At 56.0% G+C, this 21,656-nt stretch carries 14 protein-coding genes; 5 read left to right on the top strand and 9 right to left on the bottom strand.

Annotation, left to right across the window (positions count from 1 at the left end; all coding sequences use genetic code 11):
- Positions 1 to 140: 140 nt before the first annotated feature.
- Together gcvH and gcvT are read right to left on the bottom strand one after the other, a co-directional pair.
- Positions 141 to 536 (bottom strand): glycine cleavage system protein GcvH, encoded by a 396-nt coding sequence (gene gcvH, locus FF011L_RS23810; protein WP_145354442.1) that lies wholly within the window; start codon positions 534 to 536, stop codon positions 141 to 143.
- 1 nt (position 537) lies between these two features.
- Complete coding sequence (gene gcvT, locus FF011L_RS23805; RefSeq protein WP_145354441.1) at positions 538 to 1,656, bottom strand: glycine cleavage system aminomethyltransferase GcvT; 1,119 nt, start codon at positions 1,654 to 1,656, stop codon at positions 538 to 540.
- 249 nt (positions 1,657 to 1,905) lie between these two features.
- Between gcvT and FF011L_RS23800 the strand changes: the two genes are divergently transcribed.
- Positions 1,906 to 3,369, top strand: coding sequence for a hypothetical protein (locus FF011L_RS23800; RefSeq protein ID WP_145354440.1), 1,464 nt, complete (start codon positions 1,906 to 1,908; stop codon positions 3,367 to 3,369).
- Between the two features lie 6 nt (positions 3,370 to 3,375).
- On the opposite strand, the gene FF011L_RS23795 is transcribed toward FF011L_RS23800, so the two are convergent.
- From FF011L_RS23795 to ilvD, 5 genes are all read right to left on the bottom strand, one after another.
- On the bottom strand, positions 3,376 to 5,109 hold the full coding sequence (locus tag FF011L_RS23795) for a vWA domain-containing protein (RefSeq protein ID WP_145354439.1): 1,734 nt from the start codon (positions 5,107 to 5,109) through the stop codon (positions 3,376 to 3,378).
- Positions 5,096 to 6,535: a magnesium chelatase gene (locus FF011L_RS23790; protein WP_145354438.1), complete on the bottom strand. Its 1,440-nt coding sequence runs from the start codon at positions 6,533 to 6,535 to the stop codon at positions 5,096 to 5,098. The genes FF011L_RS23795 and FF011L_RS23790 overlap by 14 nt, the downstream gene beginning before the upstream one ends.
- Before the next feature lie 366 nt (positions 6,536 to 6,901).
- Positions 6,902 to 9,361 carry a hypothetical protein gene (locus tag FF011L_RS23785; RefSeq protein WP_145354437.1) on the bottom strand — a complete coding sequence of 820 codons (2,460 nt, stop codon included), beginning with the start codon at positions 9,359 to 9,361 and terminating at the stop codon, positions 6,902 to 6,904.
- A gap of 347 nt (positions 9,362 to 9,708) precedes the next feature.
- A complete protein-coding gene (locus FF011L_RS23780; RefSeq protein ID WP_246109595.1) occupies positions 9,709 to 10,623 on the bottom strand; it encodes a TIM barrel protein in 915 nt (304 codons plus the stop codon).
- Positions 10,624 to 10,895: 272 nt separating this feature from the next.
- Positions 10,896 to 12,575, bottom strand: coding sequence for a dihydroxy-acid dehydratase (gene ilvD, locus FF011L_RS23775; protein ID WP_145354436.1), 1,680 nt, complete (start codon positions 12,573 to 12,575; stop codon positions 10,896 to 10,898).
- Positions 12,576 to 12,692: 117 nt separating this feature from the next.
- On the opposite strand from ilvD, the gene FF011L_RS23770 reads away from it, so the two are divergent.
- Together FF011L_RS23770 and FF011L_RS23765 are read left to right on the top strand one after the other, a co-directional pair.
- Positions 12,693 to 13,352, top strand: a complete 660-nt coding sequence (locus FF011L_RS23770; protein WP_218932846.1) for an HAD-IA family hydrolase — start codon at positions 12,693 to 12,695, stop codon at positions 13,350 to 13,352.
- A 37-nt stretch (positions 13,353 to 13,389) separates the two neighbouring features.
- Positions 13,390 to 15,027, top strand: a complete 1,638-nt coding sequence (locus FF011L_RS23765; protein WP_246109594.1) for a Ppx/GppA phosphatase family protein — start codon at positions 13,390 to 13,392, stop codon at positions 15,025 to 15,027.
- Positions 15,028 to 15,336: 309 nt separating this feature from the next.
- Here the strand turns inward: FF011L_RS23765 and FF011L_RS23760 are convergent, their stop codons facing one another.
- Positions 15,337 to 16,080 carry a peroxiredoxin-like family protein gene (locus tag FF011L_RS23760; protein ID WP_391560894.1) on the bottom strand — a complete coding sequence of 248 codons (744 nt, stop codon included), beginning with the start codon at positions 16,078 to 16,080 and terminating at the stop codon, positions 15,337 to 15,339.
- A 427-nt stretch (positions 16,081 to 16,507) separates the two neighbouring features.
- The gene (xylA, locus tag FF011L_RS23755) at positions 16,508 to 17,827 is read right to left on the bottom strand and encodes a xylose isomerase (RefSeq protein WP_145354433.1); all 1,320 of its coding nucleotides are present in this window, start codon (positions 17,825 to 17,827) and stop codon (positions 16,508 to 16,510) included.
- 322 nt (positions 17,828 to 18,149) lie between these two features.
- Here xylA and FF011L_RS23750 point away from each other — a divergent pair, with 322 nt between their 5' ends.
- The gene (locus FF011L_RS23750) at positions 18,150 to 19,280 is read left to right on the top strand and encodes an MraY family glycosyltransferase (RefSeq protein ID WP_246109949.1); all 1,131 of its coding nucleotides are present in this window, start codon (positions 18,150 to 18,152) and stop codon (positions 19,278 to 19,280) included.
- Positions 19,259 to 21,601, top strand: a complete 2,343-nt coding sequence (locus tag FF011L_RS23745; RefSeq protein ID WP_145354431.1) for an O-antigen ligase family protein — start codon at positions 19,259 to 19,261, stop codon at positions 21,599 to 21,601. Before FF011L_RS23750 ends, FF011L_RS23745 begins: the two co-directional genes overlap by 22 nt.
- Positions 21,602 to 21,656 lie beyond the last annotated feature (55 nt).

Genomic DNA, 21,656 nt, shown 5'->3' with positions numbered 1-21,656 from the left:
CTTTACAGGAACCGAAAAATCGGTGGCAGCGATAACCGCGGGGGCCATCCCGTAATGAATAAACAGAGGCATGTCCCCGTCGTTGGCAACGAAGTTATTCGGTGCCTTGCTTGAGGGCGGGCGGTCGCTGAGGGAGCGGATCAGCCCGATTCAGCACACTGTTTTTCGTAAGCGGCATGGTCCAGCAAGTTTGCTAGGCCGGAATCATCGGTGACTTTCAGTTTGATCACCCAGCCTTTGCCGTACGGTTCTTCGTTCAGCCATTCCAGGTTGTCAGGCAAGTCGGAATTGACTTCCAGGACTTCGCCGGCGATCGGGGTGTAGAGGGGGCTGACCGCTTTGACCGATTCGACTTCGCCAAATTCTTGGCCCGCATCCAGGGCGGTGCCAACGGCGGGCAGGTCCATGTAGACCAAGTCATTCAGTTGTTCGATCGCAAAAGCCGAGATTCCCAGGGTGGCAATTTTCTGGTCGCCCTGGTCGTCGATATGGACCCATTCATGGGTTTCTGCATAGAGCAATTGTTCCGGGTTCATACTAACGCTCACGTTTATAGAAAGGTAATGAAGTGATGGTTGCCGCTTGCGTGCGGCCGCGGTTGTCGATTTGTAAGGATGAATCAACCGCCGCAAAAGCGTTGTCGACGTAGCCCATCGCGATGGGTTTGCCAAGCGTTGGTGAAGGTGCACCGCTGGTGACGGAGCCGATCACGGCCCCTTCGTTGGACAGGATGTCACAGCCCTCGCGGACCGGACGCCGTCCTTCAGGCAATAAGCCGACACGGGTTCGGGTGGGGCCTTGCTGGGCGATCGTCCGCAAGGCTTCGTCACCGATGAAGGAGCGTCCTTCCAGGTTGCAGGCAAATTTTAGGCCTGCAGTCAGAGGGTCGATTTGTTCGTTCAGTTCATGGCCGTAAAGGGGCATGCCCGCTTCCAGTCGCAGGGTGTCTCGGGCACCCAGGCCTGCGGCGATCAGCCCATGTTTACGGCCTGCGAGGATCAGGTTTTCCCAAATCCGCATCGCTTCTTCGGCGCGGACGATGATTTCAATCCCATCTTCGCCCGTGTATCCGGTGCGGGTCACGATCGCCGGTTTCGAAAATTGTTCGGTGATGGTGCCGCGGTAATACTTCAAGCGACTGGGGTCGGATTTGAATAAATTTCCGCAGATCTCCATCGCACGAGGCCCTTGGATCGCGATCATCGCGGTCAAGTCGGTGCGGTCGGTCATCGTCACGGAGGGGAAATCCGCCAAGTGGGGCGTGATCCACTTAACAATCTTCTCGCGGTTCGAAGCGTTCACGACCAGCAGGTGGTAATTCAGGCCCGAAGGGGTGGTTAGGTTCGATACCAGGACGTCGTCCAGGATGCCTCCCTCTTCGTTACACATCAGGGAGTAGCGGATCTGGCCCTCCTTTAGATCGCTGACGCGGCGGGTCAGCAAATGGTCCAACAACGCTGCAGCATCGGTTCCGTCGAAGCGGAGGCGTCCCATGTGGGAAACGTCAAAGAGCGTGGCGGCGTTTCGGCAGGCTTGGTGTTCTTCAACGATCGAGCCGTACTGAATCGGCATCTCGTAGCCAGCAAACGGGGCCAGTGTGGCGCCTGCGGACCGGTGCCAGGGTAAAAGTGGCGTCGCAGCAAGGGAGGACGTCATAGGACCAATACGTGAAAGCCTCGGAACAATCGCCGGAGGGCGATCAAACCAAGTGGGGAGTGCCGAGTTGTCAACTAACAATGGTTTGGCATTCTAAACGTCTAGCCAGAACGGTAAAAGGCCTTCTAAAGAGTGATGCTACCCCTTCTTTACGTAAAATGCTTGTGTGGGGAATCGGGGGATATTAGGCTAACACCTTCGCTCTTTTCTCGCGTGTTAACGTGTTTTTCGACTTCGCTGAGGTGTTTTATGTTGGCTATGGTTTCCGTGCGGAGGCTGATCTGCCTCGGTTTGATTCTCGTGAGTAGCGGTTACGGCCTTGAGGTACAGGCTCAGGAAGCCAAGCTGGACGGCTTGCTTCGTCGTTCGCCCTCACGTGCCAACGCGGTTGGTTATCTGAACCTGCCGGCACTTGATACGTTGATGAAGAACGCAAAAATGCCATCCAGGCTCACTGGAAACATCGAAGATATCTGGTTGATCGCCAATATGGATCCAGGCTCCTTGCGGCCAAAATGGGAAGCGGGTTACGCAACCCTGGGGAATCCCATCGAGGCAAAGAAATTGGCCGATTCTTTGGGTGGGTATGTCGATACGGTTGCCGGAACCGAAGTGGTTTGGTCGCCGCGGCAAATGTATTTGGTGCCAGGAAAAGAGAATCGCCTTGGGGTGCTGCGTCCTGCCGACCGCGCGATGCTGTCGGAATGGTTGGAACCAGGCGTCGCTGCACGGCGGTCGGAATACCTACTTGAGCAAAGCCAACAGTCGGAAGAGTTTTTGTCGCTGATGGTCGCTCTGGATATCGAAGACCTGATGTCGCCTCATCCACTGGCGAAAAAACTAGAGGGTTTCGAATCGCTAAAAAAGAACAAGCCAGAATCGGTCGCCAGCATCTTGGCTTCCGCTCGTGGGGTTAGCGTGATTGTTGGTCGCCGGAGTTTGGGAGAGTGCATCTTTACCGTTGAATTCACCAAGTCTCCTTCCAGCTTGTTGCCAATCGCTAACGGTTTGCTGAAGGAAATCTTGGATCGCAACGGAACGGCCGCCCCCGAAGTGCTCTCCTGGAAAGTGAAAGCCGACGACAACAAGTTGACCTTCCAAGGACCTCTTAGTGAATCTTCGCTAGCCGGACTGCTGGGGGTCTTCAGCTTGCGTGATCAAGCTGAAAGCGTCGCTCAGTTGGCTAAGAAAGAAGTGGATGCGGCAAACCCAAGTGGAGGTCCAAATGGGTATCAGTCAAAAGCCTACTTCGATGATGTGAATGTGCAGGTCGAAGCGGTTCGCAGGCACAAAGCCCAGTCGATGGGCGCCCGTGCGAAGTGGAACGAACAGCACGCACGGCGAATCGACGAAATGGGAACCTTAAACGTCGATCCCGCAATGGTCGATTACGGCGCCAACGTTGCCAACATGTTGCGCGGCAATGCGTTGACGATGCAGAAGGCCGCGATCGCCGGCGGGGCGGTGAAGGCTCAGCAGGGGCTTTCCAGTGGCATTTCCTACGGAGGGACGGCATCTTACGGCTACGGTGGTTATAGCTACAGTGGCAGTGGGTACTATGATCCCAATACCGCAGGCGATTACCAAGCGGTGACCACCGCCAAGGCTCGCAGCGTCGGCTATAGCGATTACCAGTCGATGTTGAAGGATCTTGATGCGATGACCGCTCAAGTGCGCCGAGACATGACGACTAAATACAACATGCAGTTTTAGTCGGCTTTACTGGATGATGTCCCGCCGGTTTTGGACATAATCCCAAACAACAAATCGATCGAGGTCTTTTCCGCTAGTGAAAAAGACCCGTCCTGAGGTCGATTGGGCCAAGCGGTAGGCAAAGCGAATATCTTCTTCGCTTTGCGACCAGCTGGGGATCAAGAAAATATTGATCGTGATCCCGTCCCGTTTGCATAACATCCCTTCACGCATCGTCGCTTGTTCGGTGCGAGGGTGAGGCGGATAAAGCAAATACAGATTGGACCCTTCGAAGTGGGCCGTTGGTAGTCCGTCGGTGATCAACACAATCTGTTTATTGGGGGTGTCGCACCCGACCATCGCCTGACGCGCTAATTGCAGGCTGTGCTGGATGTTGGTGAAGTGCGGGTGGATCTCGTGCTCGCTGATTTCATCGTTGCTCATGTCGGCCATCAGCTGGATCCATGGATCATGGATGGTGACCGGTTTTGGCATCAGTTCGATAATCTCGCTTGGCGACCTTAATTTGCCAAACGTGTACATTTCGATGAACCGCAGGAAGTCGCCTGGGTACTCGCTTTGAATCAATCCTTGCAGGGCCAACGCCATTCGTTTGACGTTCATGTATTGGCCGTCGTAGCGCATCGAACCGCTCATGTCCATGATGACGGTGGTTGCACATTTGGGATGGTTGCGCGTTTTGTGGACGACGATGTCATCGCTGCGAAGTCGCAGCGGACGGTCATCGCCATGCCGTAGCAGGGCATTGATGATCGTTTGTGGCATGTCGATGTTTGCCACGCTGTCGCCGAATTCGTAAGGCTTGGTTTGCTGTAGTTCAACGGCTCCTTCGCCGACGACGTCCCCTTCGTGACGCCCTGATCGGGATGGTTGCAGTTCGCTAAAGATCCGTTTCAGCAGTCGGCCTTGAAAGATCTTGTAGGCCTGCGGGGTCAATTGAAAACCGGCTCCATTTGGTTTCGGCTGGAGCCCTTGGCGAGCCGCTTGTTCGCGAATGAGGTTCTCTACTTGGCGTCGCATTTCCTCCAGTTGTTCCATGTCACTTGGAGGTGCGAACTGGGACAGTTGTTCCATATCGATCAAGCCGATCTGGGCGGTCTTGGCCGCTTCCTCTAGCTGCTTGAGCAGTTCGTCGATTTGTTCCAATTCGGCTTTGATTTCTAAAGCCTGCGGGATCGACATCGATTCTTTGCCGGTGAATTCGTAGTTGCTGGCAAGTTCATCGATTTGGTGATGGTCGGTCATCCGCTGCAGTACATCGAGGACCGTCTTCGCCAGGGGGCTGTTGTCGTCACCGATTCGGTACCACAGACGTTCAAGCTCATACGGTTGTTCTGCCGAGATCGCCAGTTGGTAGCGAGCGGCAAGATTTTTAGGCAGCTGAGGCTTCTGGGCGGTTTTTTGAAACTTGCGGCGGGCCTTCTTTTGAACACTTAGCGTTTCGTAACGAGCCAGTATTTTTCGTTTCCGTTCCTCCAGCATCGCTTTTAGCATGTCGATGCTGGGGCCTAATCCAGCGATTTGGCTGGGATCTAGGCGGACGGCACGGGCGAGTTCTTCCTCGCTTAGTTCCCGAAAGTTGCCATACATCAACGCGTGTTCGAACGCGGGCGATACTAGGTCCGGTGGAGGCGCTGAGGGACTGGGGAATTGTTGAGGATCGTATTTCTGGTAGGCATGGATGATCCCGCCAGGACGTGATTTTGAGCGATCCGCGTCCGGTTTTTTATTCAAAGTCATACTCGATTTTTCCATGTCGTTGCGAGCGGCTGATGCGGTCCATGCTGTGAAGCCCGGCAAGGACAAATTCGACGCAGCTGGCACGGATGGCTTCGCTGTTCGACGCGTTGACTTCAAATGCTTTTTCCCAAACGGGCGGGACCCGTTTCAATCTCGCTGCGTAATCGGAGGAGGGAAGTAGGTCTCCGACTTCGACCCGAACCCCCTTGCTGAAGATCTCTGCGATTTCGGAGATCCCATGCTGTTCGACGTATTGACTGAACACCATTTCGATCGCCGCCGCGATCACGGAATCGAGAACTTGACGCTCGCTCATCTGATGGCTTCCCATCATGTCCAGTTCCAGTTTTCCCAAAGCGCTGCTGTAAAGGTGCCCTAAGTCGCTGATGCGAGGAACCGCAGGTTGCTCGTTATGAACGATGGCACGCTGCCTGGCGCTTGCGACCATCGTGCGGAAGTTGGCCAGCGAGAAACGTGCGGAGACACCGGAGGCCTGGTCGATGAACGAACTCTGGCGAGCCTGATTGGTGATCTCTTCGATGATTTCGTACATGAAGTACGGCACCTGCACGGGGTAGTCGCCGTCCAAGTCGCCCGCGGTTTCCTGCTGGAGGATTTCAATTCCGGCGGCTCGTTCACTTGGATAGTGGGTTTGAATGATCGATCCAATGCGATCCTTCAGTTGCGGAATCACTTTGCCCGAACGGTTGTACGTCGTCGGGTTCGCGGAGAAAAGAATCATCACATCCAAATCAAAACGAATCGGATAGCCGCGGATTTGAACATCGCGTTCTTCCAAAATGTTAAATAGTCCGACCTGAACCAAATCATCCAGTTCGGGCAATTCGTTCATCGCGAAAATGCCTCGATGCATCCGCGGAATCAGGCCAAAGGAGAGCGCTTCCTCCGTACTCATGCTGACTCCGGCGGTTAATTTGCCAGGGTCGATTTCTCCGATGATGTCGGCAAACTTTGTTCCGGGGCTTAGTCGTTCCGAGTAGCGATCGTCGCGGTGCCACCAAGCAATCGGAACTTGATCGGCGGGAGTTTCCGCTAGCCAAGCTTTTCCCTTCGAGGTGATTGGATGAAAAGGGTCTTCGTGGACGGGAACTTCCGGATGGTCCAGATAAGGAACCCATGGGTCGAGGAACCGGGTTAGCATCCGCATCAGGCGGCTTTTGGCTTGCCCCTTTTCCCCCAGGAATAACATGTCGTGTCCGGCAAGCAGCGCGAGGTTGATTTCGGGGATGACGGTATCTTCGTAACCGACAATGCCAGGGTATAGCGGCTCGCCAGATGCTAACAGACGCGTAAAGTTGTCACGGATCTCGGTTTTGACCGATTTCGATTTCCATCCGCTTTCCTGAAGTGCAGCAAGGTTGTTGATCGCCGGAGCAGGGGAGTCGGAAGACGTAGTGCGATTCATGCGGAGTCGATGGTCGGTGAGAGTAAACGCAAAATTAGAGAGTTATTCCATTATAGCGCGTGGCCAACTAGTCGGCCTTGAAGAGTTGGAAATCGAGAAGCCCGTCGGCACGAATTTGCCTGGAAATCAGGCCCCCTCTGCCGGAACGCGTCGGATCGGCTGGTGACGTTTTCGCCAGTCGTCACAGGGCCACGGTAGGGGAGCCAAATCGAAATCTAAAACGTTTGGGCATCGGTGGGGCTTGTGTTGATAACGCTGGCATTCCCAGGAAGCCTCGTGCGTCACTTAGGCATTTTGCGTCCCGGGCTGTCGTTTCAGTGATTGTCGCCTTTTACGTCCCGAGCGACAATCGACAGCCCGGACCAGTTAGCGACTGCGAATTAGGTTGATTCGAATCGGTGTTGGCAGTGGATTGGGATTGGGGAGGACCAGCAGGGGGAGGCGTTGACTGGTCTGGTCGTCCTGGACAAAGAAGAACGTCGTGCCAATTTCTTTTCCCGCGATTTGCCAGTACAGGTGGTGTTGGCCGACTGGTAGGTCCATCGCGACCGACGATCCCCGTAGTCCGGGAAGTAAGTTTTGTCGTTCGCCGTTGACTCGGATGATTTGTTCACCCGCCGGAGTCGCTGGGCCGGCGGCGATGATTCGGATCGTTGTGGGGGCTTCCAAGCGAAGCACCGCTTGGAACTGGAGCTGGAATGGAGTCGGTTGTTGATTGAGGGCTTGAAAGATTTGGCCGGTGATTTTGTCGTCGATCGTTGTCCCTGGTTCGTACTGGATCGCGACGCCGCGGTCGCGGCCATCGATCAGCAGGCGTCCCAGCATGCTGGAGGTGGCTTCTTCGCCGGCAGGGATGTTCGGGGCGTTCGCCATCGGTGTCGTCGCAGTGGGGGTGCTTGGCAGGATTCCTACCAGTTCCGATTCGATTTCTCCTAGGCGTTTTTGAATTTCCAAGGCTTCCAGTCCGGCTGTTTTGCCTGCGATGCTTTGCAGGATGGTGTAGCCATGCAGTTTTGCGGAATCGCCCATTCGGCCGCGCACCCGCGAGCCGTATTCGATCCATTCTTCGGCGACTTTAAAGCCGGCTTGCGGGTCCAGAGGTTGGCTGGTCTGCCAAGCGATCTCATTGGTCGCGATTCCCGACAGCCGCGAATCACTGGCCTGAGCTAGCCAAACGATTCCCGATTCCCAGTCGCGAAGCATCAGGCACCGGTAGCGACCGATCAAGGTGGAATCGGTGGCGGTGGCATCATCCAGCGTGTGCGTTGCCAAGACGGATTTCGCAGATTCCGCCATGCGTTTCATGATGATGATCGAATCCCGTTGGTTATCGAACCGTTTTCGCAGCGCCGGTTGGTTCGCTTTATTGCCAGACGGAGCCAGGGTTTTCATCAATTCAATCGTGGGTGCGTACGCTTCGGCTTGCAGCCATTTTTCGCTGGTTTCGATTCCCCATGAGAGCAATCGCCGATGATCCGTTTGGTGAACTGCCGCCGTTTCCAGCCGTTCCGCGATCGTGATGGTCAACGTTTCTTGCGAGACTTCGTAGTGTTGGGTGGCTTCGCGGATCAACGCAGCGCTGCGCGGGTGGTTGCCAAGTTCGATCATCCGCTCGGCAGCCATTTCGGTGATGGCTAGCCAATCGGCGGAGTCGGTTGCGGTGTTCTGGCGGAGATCCAGCAATGCATAGACCGCCTGCTCACGCCCGGCATCCGATACCGGAACGGGGCGATCGGCGAGCAGCCGTTCCAGTCGATCACGTGATTCGTTGCGTGCTGTTGCCGATGGCAACGCCGTTTTGGCCGGCGCGTCGTCGGCCTCCAACGGAAGGGCTACGGCAACGTCTTCGGGCGGCGGTTTGGCTGCTGGGGCGACCGGTGCTGGGGAGGGGGCCGCCGCTGTTTCCTCACCCTCGGCGGGGTCTTGGAAAAGCGTCATGAAGCCAGCGATTTTTTCGGAATAAGTCATAAGCTGATCGGTCAGCTGTTGAATTTCCTCTTCATCCATCGGCTCGGACGCCGGTGTGGCGATCGCTTCGAGCGGTGCTTCCGTTGCCGGATCGGGGCTGGTGACGGGCGGTGCGATCGGTTCGGGAGCCAAGCTTGGTGCCGGATCGGGGCTGGGTGCAGGATCGAGCTCTGAGGCCGGCTGCGGACTGGAGTCTGGTTTGGACTCGGGGACCGGTTGAGTCTGAGGAGCGGTTGTGTTCGCCGGATTTTCTGAAGCCTGTGGGCTGCGGTCGGCCGGAGCGGAGGCGACGGGACTGCTTTCGGCCGGATCGCTAGCCAGTTCATTGGACTTCGAAAACCGGAACTGACGCGCGAGCAGCATGCCTATCAGCAACGCTAGGAAAAGGGCTGCCCAGATAACCCGCTGCCTCGCGTAGTCGCTCCATCGTTCGAGCGACAGTTGCAGTTGTGTGGGGGGCGGCGCGTCGGGGTCTGGGAAGACCTGTTGCCCTAGTAGCAGCGATTCATGTGCGAGGGCTCCGAAACCGGCTCGGTTCCGTATATCCGTCTGTTGCAATGATCGCGGATGGATCCACTGACCAGGAATCGCAGGGATCTGTTCCGATTGCGACAGCAGGGCCCGTTCGGTCGCCGTTCTTCTGCGTCGAGGGTCCAGTAAGCGATAGGTCGTCGTGCAGAGGTTGGCTAAGTCGTTCAGGCTGGGAGCCGAATCGTTGTCGCTGGCTTGATTTTGTAATCGCTCGGCAAGGCTGCTGGCGGCCAAGCGAATAATGCGCGGTCGAGCTTCATTTTGACGTAGCCCCAGACGATGGAAATCGTCGACCGTCATCGATGGATCCGAGGGGCTATTGTTCATCGAGGTTTGCTGTAGTTCCGAATAGGATACGGGGATGGGCCTGCGCGCTGACGAACGCTTACCAAGTAGGCGAGGTTCGTGGCGGTTGGCAGGTATCACAGCCATTCGACTTGGGGGGGAGGGGAGGGGCATAGTGGCTTGGACAGCAAGCCGTGCCGTACGGTTCCACTCCCCTTGAAAAAACATCTACCGCTTGGTCACTGTTTCCGCTTGGGAGGCGTTGCCTAAGTATGGCAAAAACCCCCGTAAATCGCTTTGAAATGCTTCCTGTTTTCGACCAATTCCCCGATTTTCGGTCGACTCTTCTGGCATTCTCTTTTTCCGTCTAGCCGAGATTGCCGGGCGGGTCAGACGTCACAAACGCCGGCCGCATGCCGCAGGGCTTCCATCGGGTCTTCCCAGGTCGGAATGAACTCCTGAGCCAGGTAGCCCTTGTAGCCCGTTTCGACGATGGCTCGGATAACTGGTGGATAATTGATTTCCTGGTTCTCGTCCAGTTCACATCGGCCGGGATTGCCTGCGGTGTGATAATGCCCGGTTATCCCCTGATAACGGCGAAGATTCCGGATTAAGTCGCCGTGCATGATTTGGACATGGTACAGATCAAACAGCAATTTAAAGTTGTCGGACCCGACGGCCTGGATTAGATCGGCACAAATTTCCAGGTCGTCGCCCCAATACCCAGGGTGTCCTTTCATGGGGTGCGAATCATCACGGGTATTCAAATGTTCCAGTACGATTCCGATTCCCTTTTCCTCGGCGTACGGAATGACTCTTTGCCAGCAAGCAACACAGTTTTTCTTTGCAGCTGCCTCGGAAATTCCCGCTTTTTTCATCCCTGTAAAAGTGATCACGTTGGGGGCTCCGTAACGAACCGCCAAATCGATCCCTTCTTTTAGCTTCGCTTCGACCATGGCATGGTTGTCGGGATCCAGCGGCCCTTTGGCAAAACCGTGGCTGCCGGTCAGAGATATTTTTAATCCCAGTTTGGTCACTGCCGGATAATCGCTGGCAGGAATTCCTTCGATCGCTTCAATGCCGATTTGCTTGCAATGTTTGGCCAGTTCGACCGATCCCATGGGTTTAAAGCACCAGCCCATTACCGATTGTCGAACGCGATGGTTGACGATCGCAGGTTCCGAGTTTTGCGGCGCCTTTTTCTCTTCCGCGGGCTGATCGCCGCGTGCCGAATTCGCCAAGACCGCGCCCCCAGCAAGCAGGGATCCGGTTCGTAACCAATCGCGTCGATGAAACCGTTGCATGAAGGGAAGCTCCAGAGGAGTTAGATAAGGGGCGAGCAGCGGAGTTCATTTTACATCAAAGAAATGCCGTGTGTTCATCAAAGGGGGGCACGATCCAAACCGGTCCGTATCGATCTACCGTCGCTCCGGGCCTATTTCTGAGGTAAAGGCCCGAAGGACGTGCAATCGATTCATGACCTATCGCCAAGCTGCCCACGCTCTGGCGAGCGTGGTTGCGTGCTTGCGGTAGCTACCGTCACTAGACGGTGGTTCTAGCTGCATTCCTGTCCCGACTATTCGTCGGTGACGCAGCCTTCGCTGGCGCTTTTTACATTCTTGATGTATTTATAAAGCGTTCCGCGTGTGGCTTTCAGGGCAGGTGCGGTCCAGGATTGACGGCGTTTGTTTTGCTCTTCTTCGGAGACATCCACGTCCAGCGAGTTCTTTTCGGCGTCGATAGTGACGATGTCGCCATCTTGGACGAGGGCGAGTGGGCCGCCATCTTGAGCTTCGGGCGTGATGTGTCCGACGATGAATCCATGGGATCCACCGGAGAAGCGGCCGTCGGTCAGAAGCGCGACATGAGGGCCTAGTCCGGCACCCATGATGGCACTGGTTGGGGTAAGCATTTCCGGCATTCCTGGGCCCCCTTTCGGACCTTCGTAGCGGATGATCACGACATCCCCTTTGCTGATCTGTTTCTCTTCCAATGCCTTCAGCATTTCTTCTTCGCTGTCGTAGACTTTGGCAGGTCCTGAGAAGATTAGGCCTTCTTTGCCGGTGATCTTCGCGACTGCACCTTCGGGAGCGAGTGTTCCTCGCAGGATGCGAATGTGCCCGCTTGCTTTGATCGGTTTGCTGACTGGTTGGACGATTTTTTGGCCTTCCTTCAGGCCAGGTAGATCGGCAACGTTTTCGCCTAGCGTTTTTCCGGTGACTGTCATGCAGTCGCCGGTGATCAGGCCTTCCTGTAGCAGGTACTTCATCACGGCAGGGGTCCCGCCGATCGAGTGCAAGTCTTCTTGCACGAAGCGACCGCTTGGTTTGAGGTCGGCAAGGTAGGGGACGCGATCGCTTACGGATTGGAAGTCATCGATTGTTAGGGGGACATCCACGCTGCGAGCCATCGCGATTAAGTGGAGGACCGCGTTGGTGCTGCCCCCTAGGGCCATCACCGTGACCATCGCGTTTTCGAAGGCGGCTCGAGTCATGATGTCGCGAGGTTTGATGTCGCGTTCCAGCAGGAGATGCATCGCGGCGCCGGCTTTGGCACATTCGTCAAATTTGTCCTGAGTCTCCGCAGGAGCACTTGCTGAATAGGGAAGCGACATCCCGAGGGCTTCGATCGCGGTCGCCATGGTGTTGGCGGTGTACATCCCGCCGCAGGCTCCAGCGCCCGGGCAGCTGTGGCGGACGATTTCTTGACGTTCGTCGTCACTGATTTGCCCGGCGATGAATTGGCCGTAGCACTGGAAGGCGCTGACGATGTCCAGTTTTTCGTTTTTGAAGCTGCCGGGACGGATCGTACCACCGTAAACCATGATCGAAGGACGGTTCAGGCGTCCCATCGCCATCAGGCAGCCCGGCATGTTTTTGTCACAGCCTGGCAGTGCGATCAGTCCGTCGTACCACTGACCGCCCATGATCGTTTCGATGCTGTCGGCGATCAGATCGCGGCTTTGCAGGCTGTAGCTCATCCCCTCGGTGCCCATCGAGATCCCGTCCGAGACGCCGATGGTGTTGAATCGCATCCCGACCATTCCGGCGGCTTGGACGCCGACCTTGACTCGTTCGCCCAGGTCCAGCAAGTGCATATTGCAAGTGTTTCCCTCGTACCAGACGCTTCCGATCCCGATCTGAGGCTTGTTCATGTCCTCGGGGGTCATCCCGGTGCCGTAGAGCATCGCTTGGGACGCTCCTTGGCTTTTCGGTTGGGTGATGCGGCTGCTGTAGGGGTTTAGGGGAGCATTCATCGCTGGGGTCGCAGGTTACAGGCGGGGGACGGGTCCATATCAAATAATTGACCCATGATTATGATCTGCGAACATCGATCTGACCAAGACCCCCGCCGAAGGAAGGATTTTTTCACGATGTCAGACTGCTCGCCGATCCAATTTGTGTACTTTGACCTAGGAAATGTGCTGGTTTCTTTTGATCCGCAGCGAGGTTGCCAACAGGTCGCTGGCTGGGCAGGTTGCCAGCCCGAGCAAGTTTATGAGGCGGTTTGGGAAAGCGGATTGGAGGAAGTTTTTGAAACGGGGCAGTGTTCCCCCGTCGAATTTACCGCCAGAATTGCCGCCCATTTGGGCGGTTTGGAAGGCCGATTGCAGCCAAGTGGAGCTCCTCTGCTAGATCTGATCAGCGACATGTTTTCGCCGATCGAGCAAACCTTGACGGTGATTCAGCGCCTGCAAAAAGCTGGTATCCGCATCGGTATCTTGTCCAATACGTGCCATGCCCACTGGGATTGGATTCAGCGGCAAGGCTGGCCGGTCGCGTCGGGGTGGTCGGAAATCGATATCCTCAGTTTTGAAATCGGCAGCATGAAACCAGCCGCCGAAATCTATGCCGCCGCTCAGCAAGCCGCCGCGGTCCCGGCTGAGTCGATTTATTTTACCGATGACCGCGAGGAGAACGTGGCGGGAGCGATCCGAGCGGGCTGGCAGGCCGACCTTTTTCGCGGTCCGAAAGATCTTCATAAACGATTGGGGCAATTGGGGGTGCCCGCCGCTGCCGGAGCGGTAGAATAGGGGATTCTGTCATCGCATCATGGAAGCAGGAGTCAACGTGAGCCGCGCACAGCCTTCGGAGCCCACTGATAGTTCGACGTCACTCAGTTCCGCATCCACAGCCAAAAAAGCGAATTCTTCGATCCCGATTCCTGAAGTCCCTCCACGCAGTGTCGCTGTGATTGATATTGGGGCGACCAGTATTCGCATGGAAGTCGCTCAGATTGATAGTGAAGGCGAAATCAAGCCGCTGACGCGTTTGGTTCGGCCTGTCGAACTGGGACGCGATGCGTTTACGTCGCGTCGCTTCCGGCGCAGCAGTATCGAACAAGCGGTCTCCATCCTGAAAAACTATCAGCACGTCCTGCGTGAATTCGGAATCGAGTCGCCAGAACAGATTCGAATCGTCGCAACCAGTGCGGTTCGGGAAGCTTCCAATCGTTTGCAGTTCCTTGATCGCGTCTACATCGCGACCGGGCTGCAGGTCGAATCGATCGACGCCGCAGAGGTCAATCGAATCACCTACATGGGAATCTTGCCCCATCTGGAACAGGATGCTGAGCTGTCGGCTGCGAAATCGGTGGTCGTGGAAGTAGGGGGCGGAAGTACCGAAATGCTGGTGATCCGCGAAGGGAACGTGCTCGCTTCGGAAACCTACCGTCTGGGAGCGGTTCGGTTGGCTCGATTGTTGGAAACCATGGGAGCTCCGGTTTCTAAACGCCGGGCCATTATGGAGAATCAAATCGGGCAAACGATTTCACAAATTCAAGAATCGGTTCGGATCGATACCCGGATTGAATTGATTGCGATCGGTGGTGATATCCGGTTTGTTGCCAATCTGTTCGATCATGAGTGGGATGGTGATTCGTTGGCCGCGTTGCCGCTTGAGCAGCTGGAGGAAATCACCAACGACGTTCTGCTATGTGATGAAGATCAGATCGTCCGAAAGTTTGGATTGAGTTTTTCTGAAGCGGAGACTTTGGGCCCCGCGTTGTTGACCTACCTGCAGTTGGCTAGAGCGTTTGACCTGAAAGTCATTCACATTAGCGACACGAATATGCGAGACGGTTTGCTGCACGAAATGGCAGCCAACGACAGCCTGACCGAAGGATTTCGTCAGCAAATCATTCGCTCGGCGGTCAGTCTGGGACGACGGTTCGATTTTGATGAAACGTTTGCGCGGCATACCGCAGGTCTGGCAAGTGAACTGTTTGAACAGCTCCGCGATGAACATGGTTTAGAAAGTCGCTATGAAGTGATTCTGTACTTGGGAGCGTTGCTGCACGAGATTGGCGAAGCGATCAACGACCGCAGCAATCACAAGCACGCGATGTACATTATCCGTAACAGTGACCTGTTTGGTTTGACTCAACAGGATGTCTTGCTGGTTGCCTTGTTGGCTCGCTATCACCGCCGTGCTTTCCCGCAACCTTCGCATGATGGTTATGGGACGCTTGACCTCGCACGACGGGTGATCGTTTCAAAGCTGGCAGCGATTCTGCGACTGGCGATCGCGTTAAATGCATCGCGAAGTGGACGCGTCAAACAGGTGAAGTGCATCTCTCAGCGAAATCGTCTTGTCCTGCAGATTCCAGGGCTGACCGATGTTTCGTTGGAGCAATTAGCGATCCGCTACAACCGCGGTCTGTTTGAAGAAATTTATGGCAAACCGGTTCTGTTAAGATCCGAACGCTAGCGAGACAGCCGGTTTGGAAAGTGTCGCCTATCGCTCCGCAAAAGAACGCTCTCTTAAAGCTACTTTCGCGTAGCGAAAGGTTACAATCTTTCTCCGCTTTCGATTTAATCGGCAGCCCGGTAAGCGAGGGACCGAAAGAGCAGGCCGCTATCCCTCGCTTACGCATTTTGATGTTGCGATTTTTGGACGGGTTGGGATTTTGGTCTCTTCCATCTATTGCGATTCGCTAGGAAGCCGCCAACTTATAAATCGCACGTTTCGAGCGAAGTGCGACAATCTTGCGACGGGCGACGTGATATCTTGCGACCGTTACTTCAGCGTTTTGATGAAGTTGATAATTTCCGATGGCTCGGGGCGTTGCTTGTAGTCGGCGTTTAGGTACGCATATCGAATCACTCCATCGGTATCGATGACGTAGGTCGCCGAGAGAGGCAGTTCCATCGCATCGCTGCCGTTGACTTCACCCAGTTTCAGGCGGTCGCGATAGATTGGCAAAATCGATTCTGGAAGGTCAAAAACGACGCCGTATTTTTTCGCAATTTCATTTTTGGAATCATGGAGTGCGACAATTCCCAGGTCGTTCGATTCGGCTGTCTTTTTGGCGTTCGCGGGCAATTCGGGGGTCAGTACCACCAGTTTGGCTCCCGTCGATTCCAACGCACCTAGTTCATTCTGCATCGCCCGCAATTGAAGATTGCAGTAGGGGCACCATCCGCCGCGATACCACATCAGGACGACAGGCCCTTCTTTCCATAGTTCGCTCAGTTGAACCGAACTTCCGTCCCAGCCCGAAAGTTTGGCGTCGATCGCTTTGTCACCCACCTGTTTGGCCGATTTTTCGATACCTGTTTCCCGGACCGAATCGACCGCCGATTTCATTTTCGCCAACGCTTCTGGCGGGTATCGTTTGATTGCTTCTCCCGCTTTTTCGGTCAGTTGTTGTGAAAGGGATGGCGTTTGCGGGCCATCGTTGTTGGGAGGCTCGACGCCGAAGGACGTTGAACTAAGCATGGCAACCGAAAGCAGGCAGGCCAGAGAGGGGCGGAATGACATATCGAAGAGTTCTCGAATGAAAAAGCGGAAAAGAAAGAATGGACATCTTTCCAAAGATGACATTTTCGTCTGCGGCTCCGCCACCGCATGTGACACCTTGCGCATGGTTTTCTTGGCGGATCGGCGTGAGCCGACCGGCAAGTGCGCGGGGGGGCAGGGCGGAGGGCCGGACGGCTCGCGCCGTACCGCTAAAAATGTAAGTCGATGGCGATGTCCCAATGTTACCTGCTGTGGCACCTTGCGGCCGTTTTTTCTTTGCGGATCGGCGCGAGCCGACCGGCAAGTGCGCGGGAGGGCCGGACGGAGGGCCGGACGGCTTGTGCCGTACCGCCAAGAATTTAGTGGCCAGCGCGGCTTGCGCCGTACCGTTAAGAATGTGGATGCCGACTGGATAAAATCAACAGCCGGCATGCCTTCGAGCCAGGTTTTAGACGCGGTCGATGTAGCGGTTAAAGACGTTTTCTAACATCTCTTGGCGGCCGCTGGTGTTGGCGTCGCTTTGGCCCTTTTCCAGCATGTAGGCTTGCAGTTCTTCCAAGCCGACTTGGCCCGCTTCGATTTTCGCTCCGATTCCGCTATCCCAGCTTGCGTAGCGGTCTTTGACGAAGGACTGCATCTGTCCGTCGGCTCGGATCGCGGCGGCGATTTTCAGTCCTTTGGCGAACGCGTCCATGCCGCCGATGTGGGCATAGAACAGGTCGATCGGTTCGAAGCTTTCTCGGCGGACCTTGGCGTCAAAGTTGACTCCACCCGATCCCAGTCCGCCATGCTTCAAAATCATCCACATCGCTTGGGCGGTTTGGTAGTAATCGGTGGGGAACTGGTCGGTGTCCCAGCCCAGCAACAGGTCGCCGGTGTTGGCGTCGATACTGCCCAGGGCGTTTTGCATCCCCGCGTAATCGAGTTCATGCATCATCGTATGACCGGCCAGCGTGGCGTGGTTCGTTTCGATGTTCAGTTTGAAATGATCTTCCAGGCCGTAGGCGCGAAGGAAGTTCAAGCAGGCTGCGGCATCGCTGTCGTACTGATGCTTGGTCGGTTCTTTGGGTTTGGGTTCGATCAGGAACTGACCGGTGAATCCGATCTTTTTGGCGTGATCGACGGCCATATGAAGGAAGCGTCCCAGGTTATCCAGTTCACGTTTCATGTCGGTGTTGTAAAGGTTCTGATAACCTTCGCGGCCACCCCAGAACACATAGTTTTCACCACCAAGATCGTTGGTGATTTCGAGGCATTTTTTGACTTCCGAAGCGGCATAAGCAAACACGTCTGCGTTGCAGGTGGTTGCGGCCCCGTGCATATAACGAGGGTGACTAAAGAGGTTGCAGGTGCCCCAGAGCAGTTTCACGCCGGTTGCTTGTTGCTGGTCTTTTAGAGCCTGTGCTAGGCGATCGAAGTTCTTGTGGGATTCGGCAAGGTTGGAACCTTCGGGCGAAACGTCACGATCGTGGAAGGCGTAGTAGGGGGCTTGGAGTTTCTGGAAAAATTCAAAGGCGACATCGACTCGCTTTAACGCATTGTCGACCGAATCGGTTCCGTCATCCCAAGGGCGAACCGCCGTTCCAGGGCCAAACGGGTCGGAGCCCGTTCCGCGGAAGGTGTGCCAGTAGACGACCGAGAATCGAAGGTGGTCGCGCATCGATTTGCCTTCGACCATTTCGTCAGGGTTGTACCAGCGAAACGCTAGTGGGTTGTCGCTGTCGGGGCCTTCGTACTGAATCGTATCGACGTCTGGAAAAGCACTCATAGCGAACGGGCTCGTAGAGAAGGGGAATAACGACTGGCAAGCGACCGCGGAGCGGGATGCCATTCAATGCAAATTTACGCGATTGCGAGCCCCTCAATATCCGATTGAGAAGACTCCGCGACAACCCCGCAGAGGTAGAGGGCGATTCGTGCTCGATTTTTCGGACGCTATCGATCCGGAGAATCCAACGACGTTTTCTTCCGCGGGGGATCGCTCTGGGCGTTTGGAAGTCTGGAGAAGCGGGGCAGGGGGTGGTATGTTGTGCACCTCTCTGTCGCTTATCTGTCGCTTGCCTTGTCTGAAAGAACTCGTCTTGAAAGAGCTGTCACCGATCTGGTTGTTGGTGTTTGCCACGTTTGTTCCAGCTGCGGTGCTCGCTTGCTTGGTTCTGTTTCCTGTTCGTCGCTGGGCGGAGAGGCTGGGTTTGCTGGATCGTCCTGGGCATCGCAAGGTTCACACGGTGCCAACGCCTTTGGGGGGCGGGATAGGGATCTGGTTTGCGGTCGTAGGGACTTTTGGGCTGGGGACCGCGATCGTTTGGGCTTGCCTTCAATGGCCTTCGCTTGCCGCCTATTTGCCTCCTTCGGTTGTCGATTCGCTGGATGGGGTTTGGAGCCGCAGTGGCGAATTGTGGGGGGTGCTGTTCGCTGGCACGGTGTTGGCTGTGCTGGGATTGGTCGATGACCGTCGCGGGCTTTCCGCTTGGTTTCGATTGGCGGTCCAGGCAGGGGTCGCGGCGGCCGTGGTGTTTGGACTGGGATACAGTTTGACGGCTTTTATTCCCATTCCCTGGCTGACCAAGCTGTTGTCGGTGATATGGATCGTCGCGTTGATCAATTCGTTTAATATGCTTGACAACATGGACGCGCTCAGCGGCGGGGTGGCGGCGATTGTCGCTGGGATGTTGGGAATCGTGATGTTGCTGACGCCCGATCCCGATTCGGGGCAGCCTCAGTTGTTGGTGGCTGGGCTGTTGTTCGTGGTTTCAGGAGCTCTGGTCGGTTTTTTGTGGCACAATCGGCCTCCTGCAAAAATCTTCATGGGAGATTCCGGCAGCTACCTTGTCGGTTTTTTGGTAGCCGTGGCAACTTTGCTGGCGACGTACGCTGGGTATCAGGAAAGTTCACGACCACACGCCGTGTTGGCTCCGCTGTGTGTGATGGCCGTCCCGCTGTACGACATGTCGACGGTCTTATGGATCCGAATTCGCGAAGGACGAAGCCCTTTCGAAGGGGATAAAAGTCATTTCTCTCATCGCTTAGTCGATTTGGGACTTAGTAAAATCCAAGCCGTATTAACCATTCATTTACTAACTTTAACCTGTGGCTTGGCAGCGATACTGTTGGCCTTTGTGACTCCCGCCGGTTCGCTTTTGCTGGTGGGGATTGTGTTGTGCATGCTGACTCTGATCGTGATTTTGGAATCAACCGGATGGCGAAAAAACGATCTGTAAAACCGCGGGCAGGGCAGGCTCAAAATCAATTTCGCTGGCCATTGCTGGCGTCGTTGTCTGCTGGCTTATTGGCCATGTTGTTGGCGTTGGCGACCTTCTGGCCGGCCGATAGCGTTGCGGTTGAAATGGGGGAAGCGATTTACTTCTGCGGGCTGGCGATCATCGCGGCGATCTTAGCCTGGCTGGCAATCCCGGTCCCCGGTGCAGGGCTCACTCGTTTGCGGTCCGGTTCGCTTTCGCTTCGCGGCTGGGGGATCGATTTGGCGGCCTGGGGATTGGCGCTGTGGATCGGAGTCAGCCTGTATGCGTTGCAGGACGTTTTGAATTTGCGAGCGGCGGTGAACGAATGGTGGCTGTGGGTTGCGGGCGCCGCCTGCTTCACGTCGGCTAGGCGATTGTTCGCCGCCGGGGCGGCTCAGCGGACGGTTGTCCTGCTGGTCATCCTGTCCGCCTGTTTATTGGCCGTGCATGGTTGGCATCAGCTGCTGGTCAGTTTTCCCGCCGATCGAGCGCAGTATGCAATGGATCCCGATGGCGTTCTGAGGATGGTCGGCATCGAGGCCCCTCCCGGATCGGCCCAACGTATGAATTTTGAAAACCGTTTGCGTGACGGTGGCCCGATCGCGACGTTCGCGTTGAGTAATACTCTGGCCGGTCTGTTGGTTCCCGCGTTGTTGTTGACGCTGGGGATTTTGGTCGGAGAGTGGCGTCGGCTGGCGATGCGAGAACGATTCGGATTCGCAATCGCCGCTTTTTTGATCGGGACTTTATTGCTGCGGACGAACAGTCGGTCGGCGGTTTTGGCGGTTTTGATCGTAGCGGTTGCCTGGGCGATCTATAGCGTACTAAGCCGGGATGGCGGAAAGCCGGCAAGCGATAACAAGTCGGCTCCGCAGGCGTTTGCGGTCCCTTGGAAAGGGATCCTGGCCGCGGCGGTCGTGGTCGGATCGCTGCTGGTCGCGTACGTGGCTAGTAACCGTGAAATCATGGAACGAGCGACCGCTTCTGTTGCTTTTCGGATGCAGTACTGGCGCGGGACGATTTCGCTTGTGCAGCAGTCCCCTTGGTTCGGGTGTGGACCGGGGAACTTTCAATCGGCTTATGAAAACGTGCGGGCAATGGACGCCAGTGAACAGGTTGCCGAACCGCATAACCTGTGGATGGAAACGGCTGCCGCGGGAGGCATCCCCGCGGTGTTGTTGCTGGTCGTCTTGGTTGTTTTATGCGTCTATTGGGTCTTCGTTGGATCGCGGACGCCGCAGGCGTTGCAGTCGTCCGCGGAACCTGTTTCCCTTCCGCTTGTTGGCCCGCCAGCCCTAGCGGTTGTGGATGGACGGCCGTTGTTGGTTGGGTATGGTTGTGGTGTTTTGGTTGTCTGGTTCTTGGGAGCGTTGATCGGGCGTTTTCCCGACGTTGATGCGCAGCTGTGGGGATGGCCGCTCGGAGGGTTGGTGGTCGCATTGGTCTGGAATTGGTTGGGAAAGGGGACGCTCCCACGCAATGCATTGATCGGTGCGGTTTCCGGTCTCCTGATTCACTGGATGCTCTCCAGTGGGTGGACGATTCCGGGGGCGGCGATTCCGTTTTGGTTGTTGGCAGGGGGATTGTTGGCAGGGAACGCGGTCGAGCCTGAACAGGGCTTGGAACGGGAGTCGGAAAAACGGCCCCAAAGGTCGCTCGTTTTTTATCGTCTGCGTTGGACGGTTGGCGCTGTCGGATTGGGAATGTTGGTCGCCTATTTCTATTCGGGCATGCGTCCTGTCACCGAAGCACAGCGGTGGAGTACCGAGGCGATCACGGCACTCCGGATCGATCGAGCTGAAGCGAATTATCGGCGGGCGATTGAAGCGGACGCCTGGGACCCTGCTTTGGAAGTGGCTTTGGCCGACCTGTATCGACAGGTGCTAATGGCGGAATCGAATCAGGCATTGCGTGAACGGTTTGCAGCCGCAACCGAAGCGGCTGCGAACAAGGCACCGCGAGATCCCTCGCTGATCAGTCGACTTGCCGCCATGTATCTGCATTTATATCAACGCTGGGGCGATCCCGCGGACCTGCAGGAAGCAAAGCTGCTTTACTTGAGAGCTGCTGAATTGGCGCCGGTCAGCGAGCGTTTGGCGGCTCAAATCGCAGTGATCCTGATGGCCGAACAGGACCCGCAAGCCGCTGAATGGAAGGAACGAGCCGAAACGTTGGCAGCCGCCGGTGGGCATATCGAAAGGGAGCTAACGCGGGTCAATATTCTCTCGGTGGAGGTCTTGAGCGAAGCGGTCCAGGCCAAACCGGAGCAGAAAACCGCAGCCGAGCTGCTGAAGTCGTAACGCCCAGGTTCATCCACATTTCTTAGCGGAACGGCGCAAGCGGCTTGTTGATTTA

This window comes from Roseimaritima multifibrata (genome assembly GCF_007741495.1).
In the GTDB taxonomy this organism is placed as follows: Bacteria; Planctomycetota; Planctomycetia; order Pirellulales; family Pirellulaceae; genus Roseimaritima; species Roseimaritima multifibrata.
The sequence above is the reverse complement of the archived record's forward strand: the minus strand, read 5'-3'. Positions and strand labels throughout refer to the sequence as shown.